12 protein-coding genes are annotated in these 10,075 nt (G+C 71.9%); 9 read left to right on the forward strand and 3 right to left on the reverse strand.

Annotation, left to right across the window (positions count from 1 at the left end):
* The 6 genes from ACWJ6R_RS21770 to ACWJ6R_RS21795 all read left to right on the forward strand — a co-directional run.
* A partial coding sequence (locus tag ACWJ6R_RS21770) for a hypothetical protein (protein WP_449064004.1) occupies positions 1-182 on the forward strand: 182 nt, incomplete at its 5' end.
* 245 nt (positions 183-427) lie between these two features.
* Positions 428-778: a YbaB/EbfC family nucleoid-associated protein gene (locus ACWJ6R_RS21775; RefSeq protein ID WP_068900554.1), complete on the forward strand. Its 351-nt coding sequence runs from the start codon at positions 428-430 to the stop codon at positions 776-778.
* Between the two features lie 3 nt (positions 779-781).
* On the forward strand, positions 782-1,381 hold the full coding sequence (recR, locus tag ACWJ6R_RS21780; RefSeq protein WP_449064005.1) for a recombination mediator RecR: 600 nt from the start codon (positions 782-784) through the stop codon (positions 1,379-1,381).
* On the forward strand, positions 1,374-1,913 hold the full coding sequence (locus ACWJ6R_RS21785; RefSeq protein WP_449064006.1) for a DUF5063 domain-containing protein: 540 nt from the start codon (positions 1,374-1,376) through the stop codon (positions 1,911-1,913). Before recR ends, ACWJ6R_RS21785 begins: the two co-directional genes overlap by 8 nt.
* Before the next feature lie 91 nt (positions 1,914-2,004).
* A complete protein-coding gene (locus ACWJ6R_RS21790; RefSeq protein ID WP_449064007.1) occupies positions 2,005-3,279 on the forward strand; it encodes an aspartate kinase in 1,275 nt (424 codons plus the stop codon).
* Positions 3,276-4,346 (forward strand): aspartate-semialdehyde dehydrogenase, encoded by a 1,071-nt coding sequence (locus tag ACWJ6R_RS21795; RefSeq protein ID WP_449064008.1) that lies wholly within the window; start codon positions 3,276-3,278, stop codon positions 4,344-4,346. Before ACWJ6R_RS21790 ends, ACWJ6R_RS21795 begins: the two co-directional genes overlap by 4 nt.
* A 171-nt stretch (positions 4,347-4,517) precedes the next feature.
* Here the strand turns inward: ACWJ6R_RS21795 and ACWJ6R_RS21800 are convergent, their stop codons facing one another.
* The gene (locus ACWJ6R_RS21800) at positions 4,518-4,916 is read right to left on the reverse strand and encodes a hypothetical protein (RefSeq protein ID WP_449064009.1); all 399 of its coding nucleotides are present in this window, start codon (positions 4,914-4,916) and stop codon (positions 4,518-4,520) included.
* Between the two features lie 351 nt (positions 4,917-5,267).
* On the opposite strand from ACWJ6R_RS21800, the gene ACWJ6R_RS21805 reads away from it, so the two are divergent.
* The 3 genes from ACWJ6R_RS21805 (at position 5,268) to ACWJ6R_RS21815 (ending at position 7,843) form a co-directional block, all read left to right on the forward strand.
* Positions 5,268-5,942, forward strand: coding sequence for a TetR family transcriptional regulator (locus ACWJ6R_RS21805; RefSeq protein ID WP_449064010.1), 675 nt, complete (start codon positions 5,268-5,270; stop codon positions 5,940-5,942).
* Positions 5,943-6,286: 344 nt separating this feature from the next.
* The gene (locus tag ACWJ6R_RS21810; RefSeq protein WP_449064011.1) at positions 6,287-7,255 is read left to right on the forward strand and encodes an LLM class F420-dependent oxidoreductase; all 969 of its coding nucleotides are present in this window, start codon (positions 6,287-6,289) and stop codon (positions 7,253-7,255) included.
* Positions 7,256-7,480: 225 nt separating this feature from the next.
* Complete coding sequence (locus tag ACWJ6R_RS21815) at positions 7,481-7,843, forward strand: YkvA family protein (RefSeq protein ID WP_449064012.1); 363 nt, start codon at positions 7,481-7,483, stop codon at positions 7,841-7,843.
* Here ACWJ6R_RS21815 and ACWJ6R_RS21820 read toward each other — a convergent pair.
* The gene (locus tag ACWJ6R_RS21820) at positions 7,840-9,036 is read right to left on the reverse strand and encodes an amidohydrolase family protein (RefSeq protein ID WP_449064013.1); all 1,197 of its coding nucleotides are present in this window, start codon (positions 9,034-9,036) and stop codon (positions 7,840-7,842) included. The genes ACWJ6R_RS21815 and ACWJ6R_RS21820 overlap by 4 nt on opposite strands.
* A 66-nt stretch (positions 9,037-9,102) precedes the next feature.
* Positions 9,103-9,888 carry an SURF1 family cytochrome oxidase biogenesis protein gene (locus tag ACWJ6R_RS21825; protein WP_449064014.1) on the reverse strand — a complete coding sequence of 262 codons (786 nt, stop codon included), beginning with the start codon at positions 9,886-9,888 and terminating at the stop codon, positions 9,103-9,105.
* Positions 9,889-10,075: the final 187 nt, after the last annotated feature.

Consider the following 10,075-nt stretch of genomic DNA (forward strand, 5'->3'; position numbering starts at 1 on the left):
CGCGCGCGGCCGGCGGCTCGTCCGGCTGGCCGGACGCGGTCCCGGGGCGCGGGCCGGGCTTCGAGTCCGACGAGGTCGACCCGCTGAACGACGCGGACGCCGACGTCGACGCGCTCACCGGCATGGCGCTCATCCAGCGCGAGCTCGGCGGGCAGATCATCGAGGAGATCGACCACAGCTGACCGGCGGCGCGCCGTACCGGGTCGCCGAGGCGGGCCCCGGAGGCCCGCGGGTGCGGAGAGGCCGGAGGTCCGTCGAGTCGGGCTCCTGAGATCCGCGGGCGCGGAGAGGCCGGAGGTCCGCGGGGCCGGGTGCGGCCGAGGTTTAGCGTGCGCACTCGGGGAACACGTGCGACCGCCAGTGCACTACCTGGCTCCGACCCCGTAGGCTCGTGACGACTGACGTCATGGACGAGGAGCGCACGACGGTGAACCCAGGGGATGTCAACCTCCAGCAGCTGCTGGAGCAGGCACAGCTCATGCAGCAGCAGCTGGTGAGCGCCCAGCAGGAGCTGAACGACGCGGAGATCGAGGGCTCGGCGGGCGGCGGCCTGGTCGTGGCCACGGTCAACGGCGGCGGTGAGCTGCTGGAACTGAAGATCAGCCCCGAGGCCGTGGATCCCGGCGACCCCCAGGAGACGGCCGACACCATCGCCGACCTGGTGATCGCGGCGATCCGGGACGCGGTCCGCGCGGCCAACGACCTGCAGCAGGAGAAGCTCGGCCCGCTCGCGCAGGGGCTGGGCGGCGGCGGCCTCGGCCAGTTGCCCGGGTTCTAGGCCATGTACGAGGGGGTCGTCCAGAATCTGATCGACGAGCTGGGCATGCTGCCCGGCGTCGGTCCCAAGAGCGCGCAGCGGATCGCGTTCCACCTGCTGGCCGCCGAGCCGGCCGACGTGAAACGGCTCGCGCACGCGCTGCTGGAGGTCAAGGAGAAGGTCCGCTTCTGCCGGGTCTGCGGGAACGTGGCGGCGGAGGAGGAGTGCCGGATCTGCCGTGACGCCCGGCGCGACCCCCATGTGATCTGCGTCGTCGAGGAGTCCAAGGACGTCGTGGCGATCGAGAAGACCCGGGAGTTCCGCGGCCGCTACCACGTGCTCGGCGGGGCGATCAGCCCGATCGACGGGATCGGCCCCGACGACCTGCGCATCCGGGAGCTGATGACGCGCCTGGCCGACGGCCGGGTGACGGAGCTGATCATCGCCACCGACCCCAACCTGGAGGGGGAGGCGACGGCGACCTACCTCGCCCGGCTGGTGAAGCCGATGGGCCTGAAAGTGACACGACTGGCCAGCGGTCTGCCTGTGGGCGGTGACCTCGAGTACGCCGACGAGGTCACCCTGGGCCGCGCGTTCGAAGGACGGAGGCTGCTGGATGTCTGAGATCTCCAATGAGTGGAGCGCGTTCGCGGACCGGATCGCGGTGCACGCGCAGAACTACCTCGACGGCCTGACCCGGCTGGCGAGCGGTGAGGGCGGGGACGCCGTCCTGCCGCTGCTGCTGGTCGAGGTCGCCCAGGTCAGTTCGGCCGGCGCGCAGCTCGGCGCGAGCCAGGACGTGATCCTGTCGGAGAACTGGGAGCCGCACCTGACCGCGGACCCCGACGTCGACCCCCTGCGTACGGCGCTCGCCGAGCGGCTGGGCCCGGTGGACGACTACGCCGAGGTCTTCGACCCCTACAAGGACACCGCGGTCACGCCGTACCGCCTCTCGGACGACCTGACGGCGGTGGCGGCCGACCTCATCCACGGGCTGCGGCACTACCGGGCGGGGCGCCCGCTGGAGGCGCTGTGGTGGTGGCAGTACTCCTACTTCAACACCTGGGGCAACCACGCGGGAGCGGCGATGCGGGCGCTCCAGGCGCTCGTCGCCCACACGCGTCTCGACGTGGCGGAAGAGCGCACAACCGTGTGATCGTCCACATAGTGGTCTAAACCAGAAGAACCCTGGTGCCGCGACAGTAGACTGAGAGCTCCACAGCCCTAGATTGCTTCGGAGACATCTCGTGGCGCTCGTTGTTCAGAAGTACGGTGGTTCGTCCGTCGCCGACGCGTCCTGCATCAAGCGGGTCGCGCAGCGGATCGTCGCGACGAAAAAAGCCGGCAACGACGTCGTGGTGGTCGTCTCGGCGATGGGCGACACGACCGACGAGCTGCTCGACCTCGCCCAGCAGGTCTCGCCGCTGCCGCCGGGCCGCGAGCTCGACATGCTGCTGACCTCCGGCGAGCGTATCTCGATGGCCCTGCTGGCGATGGCGATCGCCAACCTGGGTCACGAGGCGCGCTCGTTCACCGGCTCCCAGGCCGGGGTCATCACCGACTCGACCCACGGCAAGGCGCGGATCATCGACGTGACGCCCAGCCGGATCCGGGAGGCCCTCGACGAGGGCCAGATCGCGATCGTGGCGGGTTTCCAGGGCGTCTCGCAGAACACCAAGGACATCACCACGCTGGGCCGGGGCGGCTCCGACACGACCGCGGTCGCGCTGGCCGCCGCCCTGGACGCCGACGTGTGTGAGATCTACACCGACGTGGACGGCGTCTTCACCGCCGACCCGCGCATCGTGTCGAAGGCCCGCAAGATCCACAAGATCTCCTACGACGAGATGATGGAGCTGGCGGCCTGCGGCTCGAAGATCCTGCACCTGCGCTGCGTCGAGTACGCCCGCAGGTTCAGCCTGCCGATCCACGTCAGAAGCTCGTTCAGCACCAAGGAAGGCACGTGGGTCGTCTCCGACCCCGACAGCGAAGGAAACGAGATGGAGCAGCCGATCATCTCCGGCGTCGCGCACGACCGGAGCGAGGCCAAGGTCACCGTTGTCGGGGTGCCCGACAAGGTCGGCGAGGCTGCCACGATCTTCAAAACGCTGGCGGACGCCGAGATCAACATCGACATGATCGTGCAGAACGTGTCGGCGGCGGCGACGGGCCGGACGGACATCTCCTTCACGCTGCCCACGACCGACGGCTCCGCGGCGCTGACCGCGCTGAAGAAGGTCCAGGAGCGGATCGGCTTCGAGTCGCTGCAGTTCGACGACCAGATCGGGAAGGTCTCGCTGGTCGGGGCGGGCATGCGCTCGCACCCCGGCGTCACCGCGACGTTCTTCGCCGCCCTCGCCGACGCGGGGGTGAACATCGAGATGATCTCCACCTCGGAGATCCGTATCTCGGTGATCGTCGGGCTGGACGAGGTGGACGCGGCCGTCACCGCCGCGCACCGCGCGTTCGACCTCGACGCCGACCAGGTTGAAGCAGTGATCTACGGAGGTACCGGACGATGAGCCGCAAGCCCACCCTCGCCCTGATCGGCGCGACCGGTGCCGTCGGCACCGTGATGCGCGACATCATCTCCTCCCGCGAGGACGTCTACGGCGAGATCAGGCTCGTCGCCTCCGCCCGTTCGGCGGGCAAGGTCCTGCAGGTCCGCGGCGAGAACGTGGCCGTCCAGGCGCTGGTGCCCGAGGTCTTCGACGGCGTGGACATCGCGATCTTCGACGTGCCCGACGAGGTCTCCGCCGAGTGGGTGCCGATCGCGGCCGGCCGCGGCGCGGTCGTCATCGACAAGTCCGGCACCTTCCGGATGGACCCCGAGGTCCCGCTGGTGGTGCCCGAGGTCAACCCGGAGGCCGCGCGCAACCGGCCGCGGAACATCATCTCCACCCCGAACTGCACCACGCTGTCGATGATGGCCGCGATGGGCGCGCTGCACGAGCAGTACGGCCTGCGCGAGCTGGTGGTCGCCTCCTACCAGGCGGTCTCCGGCGCGGGCGTGGCCGGTTCGGCGCGGCTCTACGACGAGGTCGAGGCCCTGGCCGGCGACCGCACGGTGGGCCAGACCGCGGGCGACGTGCGCAAGGCGCTGCAGAACAAGCTGGGCGACGCCGAGTCGCCGTTCCCGGCGCCGGTGGCGTTCAACGTCGTGCCGTGGGCGGGCTCGCTCAAGGACGGCGGCTGGGCCTCCGAGGAGCTCAAGCTCCGCAACGAGTCCCGCAAGATCCTCGGCATCGACGACCTGAAGGTCTCGGCGACCTGCGTCCGCGTCCCGGTGATCACCACGCACTCGCTGGCCGTGCACGCGACCTTCGAACGCGAGATCACCGTCGCCGACGCCCACCGGATCCTGGAGGCCGCCCCGACCGTGGTCGTCATGGACGACCCGGCGAACGGCGTCTACCCGACCCCGGCCGACGTCGTCGGCACCGACCCCACCTACGTGGGCCGGATCCGCCAGGCGCTCGACTTCCCGAACACGCTCGACCTGTTCGTCTGCGGCGACAACCTCCGCAAGGGCGCGGCCCTGAACGCGGCGGAGATCGCCGAGCTGGTCGCGGCCGAGTTCACCGGCTGACGCCCTCCGCACGGGCCGTCGCGGGCCCCTTCCGCCGTGTGGTGGAAGGGGCCCGTCCGCGTGCGGAGCCGTTTCCGCGCGGCCGTCCGCGTGCGGAGCCGTTTCCGCGCGGCCGTCGCGTGGGGCGGTTCCCGCGCGGGCCCGGAGCGGCCGGAGCCGGGCGCTCGCGGGTCAGCGGAAGAGGATGTCCCAGTGGGACGGCGTGCGGGCGTAGAGGGACTCCGGAGAGCCGTAGAGGAGCGCCCCGTCGGAGCGCACGCCGCGGAACGGCTGGGTGCGGGTGATGTGCCGGTCGACGCAGGCGTTGGGCGCCACGTCCAGCTTGTAACCGTTCCCGTGGCTGTAGCGGCCGACCACGTGGCCGATCTCGGTGCCGCCGGTGAGGGTGAGCGGGCAGCCGCTGCGGCGCTTGAGCCGGATCGCCCCCCGCAGCGTCCTGGTCCTGATCGCCTCCAGCGAGGTGCACTGCCGCAGCCGGCGGTCGGTGCACCCACCGGACGAGTACAGCCCCAGACCGGCCCGCTGCAGCCTCCTGGCCGCCTGCGTGTGGTTGAGCCATACCGATCGCACCCGGCGGGGCCGGGAGGCCGGGGCCGCCAGGCGCATCGGAGTCGCCAGAGCCGCCGCAGGCACCGGTGCGGCCGGCGCCGGGCCACGGGCAGGGGCGGCGGTGACGCCGACCGCTGCGATGAGTGTTGTCTGTACGGCGAACAGGGTGCCGGCGGCAAGCCGGACGCTCTTCCGTTCGCAGGGACGTGTCCCCATACACCTTTTCCTTGTCGCGGGTTCGCCCTTCCGCCGAGAAGATCAGTCCCACGCCCGGGACCGGATGACTCCTGGGACGCTCCGATCTTTGCCCTGTGATGTCGATCACCGTGAGGCGCCATGACTCACGGGGCCCCGGGCCGTACAGTGACGAGCGTGGCCGAGCCGACCCGCAGGACCAGGGGATCCGACAGGACCCGCGAAGCGATCGTGGAGACGGCCCTGCGGCTGTTCCGCGAGCGGGGCTACGAGGCGACCACCATGCGGGCCATCGCGGCCGAGGCCGGTGTCTCGGTGGGGAACGCCTACTACTACTTCTCCTCCAAGGAGGCGCTGGTCCAGGCCTACTACGACCGGGCGCAGGCCGAGCACGAGGCGGCGTGCGAGCGGGTGCTGGCCACCGAGCGCTCCCTGGCCGGGCGGCTGGGCGGGGTGCTGCGGGAGTGGGTGCGGGTCTCCGAGCCGTACCACGAGTTCGCGGTGAAGTTCTTCAAGCACGCGGCCGAGCCGAGCAACCCGCTCAGCCCGTTCAGCGCCGACTCCTCGCCCGCGCGGGAGGCGTCGATCGCGATCTACCGCCGGGTCGTCGAGGGCTCGGCCGACCGGATGGACGCCGAGATCAGGGCGGAGCTGCCGGAGCTGCTCTGGCTGCTGTCGATGGGCGTGGTGCTGTTCTGGGTGCACGACGACTCGGAGGGCTGCCGGCGGACCCACCGGTTCATCGACCTCACCGTGCCGCTGGTCGACCGGCTGGTCGGCCTCTCCCATCTGCCGGGCCTGCGCGGCGTGGCGAAGGACTTCATCGCCGGGGTGCACGAGCTGCGCTCCTGACGGCCCGTTCCCATGACATACCGTCCGGTTGGTATGGTCAGATCGTTGACATCCCCGGGGTGGTGTACGGCAAGCTGGAACAGAATTTCGTTCTAGGCAATGGCGGTGGCGGTGACCGTTAGGGCGGTGACGGCCAGGGTGGCGGCATGGGCCGCGGGACGGACCGAGAGTCGGACCGAGGGCCGGGCCGCGGGACAGATCGCGGGACGGACCGCGGGACAGGTCGCGAGCCGGACCGAGGGCTGGGCCACGGGACGGGCCGACAGCCGGAGCGGGACAGGCGTCGAACGGGCGCTGAACGGAGCCGGACGCGGAGTCCGGGCACGGAGCATGGGAGGCACATGATGGCGACGGGCGCACGCTGGGGGATGACGGTTCCCTTCTACGACCGCTCACTGGCGGGCTCGAAGGAGCTGGTGGCCGAGCTGCCGGCGCTCGGTTACACCGACATGTGGTCGGCCGAGGTCAACGGCGTGGACGGCTTCACCCCGCTCGCGCTGGCCAACGAGTGGGCCCCGGGCCTGCGCCTCGGCAGCGCGATCGTCCCCGTCTCCACCCGGGGCCCCGGCCTGCTGGCCATGTCCGCCGCCACGCTCGCCGACCTCGCCCCGGACCGGTTCGTGCTGGGCGTCGGCGCCTCCTCCCCGGCCATCGTCGAGCGCTGGAACGCCGGGGAGTTCACCAAGCCCTTCTCCCGGACCCGCGACACGCTGCGCTTCCTGAAGAAGGCCCTGGCGGGTGAGAAGGTCACCGAGAAGTACGAGACGTTCGAGGTCAAGGGGTTCAAGCTGGAGCGCGCCCCCAAGGTCGCGCCGAAGATCGTGCTGGCCGCGCTGCGCCCCCGGATGCTCCACCTGGCGGCCGAGGAGGCCGACGGCGCGATCACCAACTGGCTCTCGCCGGAGGACGTGCGGAAGATCCGGGCCGAGGTCGGGCCGGAGACCGAACTGATCGCCCGGCTCTTCGTGTGCGTCAGCGAGGACACGGAGAAGGTCCGCGAGCTGGGCCGGTGGATGCTCGCGAGCTATCTGACCGTCCCGGTCTACGCGGCCTTCCACGACTGGCTGGGGCGCGGCGACGTCCTGCGGCCGATGCACGAGGCCTGGGCCGCCGGGGATCGGCAGGCGGCGCTCAAGGCCATTCCCGACGAGGTCGTGGACGCGCTCATCGTGCACGGCGACGCGGCCGCCTGCCGGGCCAGGATCCGCCGGTACGTCGAGAACGGCCTGGACACGCCGGTGCTCGCACCCATCCCCGGCGGCGAGGTGCCGATCGCGCAGGCCGTACGGGATCTGGCGCCGAACGCGGAGTGAACGCGAGGCCGTGCGGATGATCCGGCGCCGGGCGGAGCCGAAGCGGCGCGTGGTGAAGTCGGGCGGAGCCGAAGCGGCGCGGGGCCACTGCGGGGGAGCGGACGCGGGGTCGCCGTGCGGGACGGGCGTGAGGTCTCGGGAACCGGAGAGCGGGATCACGCGTTATATCGTGAAACCGCGGGGTAGTGCGCGGTCCGGCGGACACGTTCTGCGAGGAGGTTCCCGATGGCGAAGGCAGCACGGGCGGCACAGGCGTGGCGGGTGTACCGGGACGTGTCGAAGCCCGGGTCGCCCGGGCTCGGCGCACGGCTGCGGGCGATGCCGCGGCTCGTCGGTTCGGTGATGCGCGGCCGGTACCCCGGCATGGGCCGGGGGAGGCTGGCCATGATGGGCCTGGGCGTGCTCTACATGGTCTCGCCCATCGACCTCGTCCCGGACTTCCTGGCGCTGGTCGGGGTGGCCGACGATTTCGGCGTCTTCCTCTGGCTGATGGGCTCGCTGCTCGGGGAGAGCGGGCGCTACGTCGAGTGGGAGCGCCGCCGTCTCGCCGGTCCTCCCGCCGCCGGGCCCGCCGGGTCCCCGCGCTAGATCTGCTCCATCCTGAGCCACGCCCGGGACGGGAGCGGGTGCCCGAACAGTCGGGCGGCGTTGCCGTAGGCCACCCGGGCGATGTCGGCGGGCGGGAGGCTGCCCAGGTTGCGGGCGAGCGCCTGCTGGGTGTCGGGCCAGGTCGAGTCGGAGTGCGGATAGCCGCTCTCCAGCAGGACGTGCTCCAGGCCGACCGCCAGGCGCACGCCCGACAGCGCGTGGTCGTCGAGCGTGCCGAAGAAGAAGTTGCGGCGCAGGACCTCGCTGGGCTTCAGCCCGCCCTCCCAGGCCGCCTCCCCGGCGACCGGGTGGTCCAGCGCGTAGTCGGCCCGCTCGGCGAGCATCGGCAGCCAGCCCACGCCCCCCTCCACGATCAGGATCCGCAGTGCGGGGAAGCGCAGCGGCACGCCCGACCAGAGCCAGTCGGCGCAGGCGAACATGGCGCTGGCCGGCATGAGCGTGGTGATCGCCTCGACGGGGGTGTCGGGTGAGGGCACCGGGGTCCAGGAGCCCGCGCCGGTGTGCAGGCAGACGACGGTGCCGGTCTCCTCGCAGGCGCGGAAGAACGGGTCCCAGTGCTCGCCGTGGATCGACGGCAGGCGCAGACGGGTGGGGAACTCGGGGAACAGCACGGCCTTGAAGCCGCGCGAGGCGTTGTCCCGGATCTCCTTGGCCGCGAGCTCGGGGTCGGTGAGCCACGGCAGCTGCAGGGCGATGATCCGCTCCGGGTAGGTGCCGGCCCAGACGTCGACGTGCCAGTCGTTCCAGGCCCGCAGGACCGCCAGGCCCAGCTCCTGGTCGCGGGTGCGGGAGAAGACCATGCCCGACTGCCCGGCGAGCATGCCGGGGAAGCAGAGCGCCGCCCAGACCCCCGCGCGGTCCATGTCCTCGACGCGGGCCTCGATGTCGTGGCAGCCCGGGCGCATCTGCTCGAACCGGACCGGGTCGAGCGTCCACTGCTCACGCGGCAGGCCCGCGCCGACGTCGAGCCCGGCGCACGGGTAGGTGGCCCCGCCGTACCGCCAGACCTGGTGGCCCGAATCGGTCTCCACGACCTTGGGCGCGACTTCGGCGTACTTCTCCGGGAGGCGGCCCTCGAACATGTCGGGCGGCTCGATCAGGTGGTCGTCGACCGAGATGATCACATGGTCCCGCCGCCTGGGCTCGGGGTCGGGCAGTAGCGGCGCAGTCACGCGGTCAACGGTACGGCGTCGGCGTCACGCTGGACAAGCGATGGGGTCTCGTGTTGATCCCGAAGGTCAAGCGTTCACCTTTTCTGTGCTTTTCTGGCCGGCCTGGGCCTTCAGATCGGCGGCCTCGCGGCGGATCAGCAGGACCCAGCCGCCGATGGCGACCCCGATGAACAGCCACCACTGCACGCCGTACGCCAGGTTGAGCCCGCCGCCCTCGCCGACCTCCGGCTCGGGCACCGGCGCGGGCGCGGCGGCGGCCTCCGGGGACTGCCGGACCAGCTCCACGAAGCCGCCGAGCAGGCGGTACGGCAGGCCCTCGCCGATCGCGGCGGGGTCGATCAGCATGATCTGCCCGGCGGGGAGTCCTTTCAGGTCGCGGATGCCGGAGGACTCCTCGGTCTCGGCGGGGCGGAGCCGCCCGGTGACGGTCACCTGACCGGAGGAGGGCGCGGGCACCTCGGGGAGCGCGTCGGCGGTGGCGCCGGCCCGGACCCATCCCCGGTTCACGAGCACCGCCTGGCCGTCGCCGACGACCAGCGGGGTGATCACGTAGAAGCCGACGGCCCCGTCCTGGACGCGGCGGCGAGCCAGCAGCTGGCGCGAGGGGTCGAACGTGCCGGTCGCCGTCACCGTGCGGTACTTGTCCTGGTCGCGCACGGCGCCGCCCGCGGTGGTGAGCGTCGCGACGGGGACCGGGGGCGCCTCGAGGTTGGCCGTGGTCCGGTCGCTGCCGGCCGACCGCTCCTCGTAGCGCCCGAACTGCCATCGGCCCAGGAGGACGAAGGCGGGGATGACCAGCAGCACCACGATGTGGAGCGCGATCCACCGGCGGGTCAGAAGGAAGCGGTACACGTCACCAAGGGTAGGCACCGCATCGACCGCCCCGTCCGCCGAGTGGCCCTCAGGGCGTGTCTCCGCCGGATGGAGAGCCTCCGGCGGTCCTCGCGCCCGGTGCCGCGGGGCCGGCGGCCGGGAGTCCGTCGTCACGCGGCCGGTCCCCGGCGTCCCGGTGTCCGCGCCGGGCGGGCCGCCGCGACGG

Source organism: Planomonospora algeriensis, from assembly GCF_977012225.1.

What these genes read in the sequence shown, in the direction of transcription:
- recR (WP_449064005.1), top strand. Translation starts at nt 782, where the DNA reads ATGTACGAGGGGGTCGTCCAGAATCTGATCGACGAGCTGGGCATGCTG.
- ACWJ6R_RS21785 (WP_449064006.1), top strand. Translation starts at nt 1,374, where the DNA reads ATGTCTGAGATCTCCAATGAGTGGAGCGCGTTCGCGGACCGGATCGCG.
- ACWJ6R_RS21795 (WP_449064008.1), top strand. Translation starts at nt 3,276, where the DNA reads ATGAGCCGCAAGCCCACCCTCGCCCTGATCGGCGCGACCGGTGCCGTC.
- ACWJ6R_RS21810 (WP_449064011.1), top strand. Translation starts at nt 6,287, where the DNA reads ATGGCGACGGGCGCACGCTGGGGGATGACGGTTCCCTTCTACGACCGC.
- ACWJ6R_RS21815 (WP_449064012.1), top strand. Translation starts at nt 7,481, where the DNA reads ATGGCGAAGGCAGCACGGGCGGCACAGGCGTGGCGGGTGTACCGGGAC.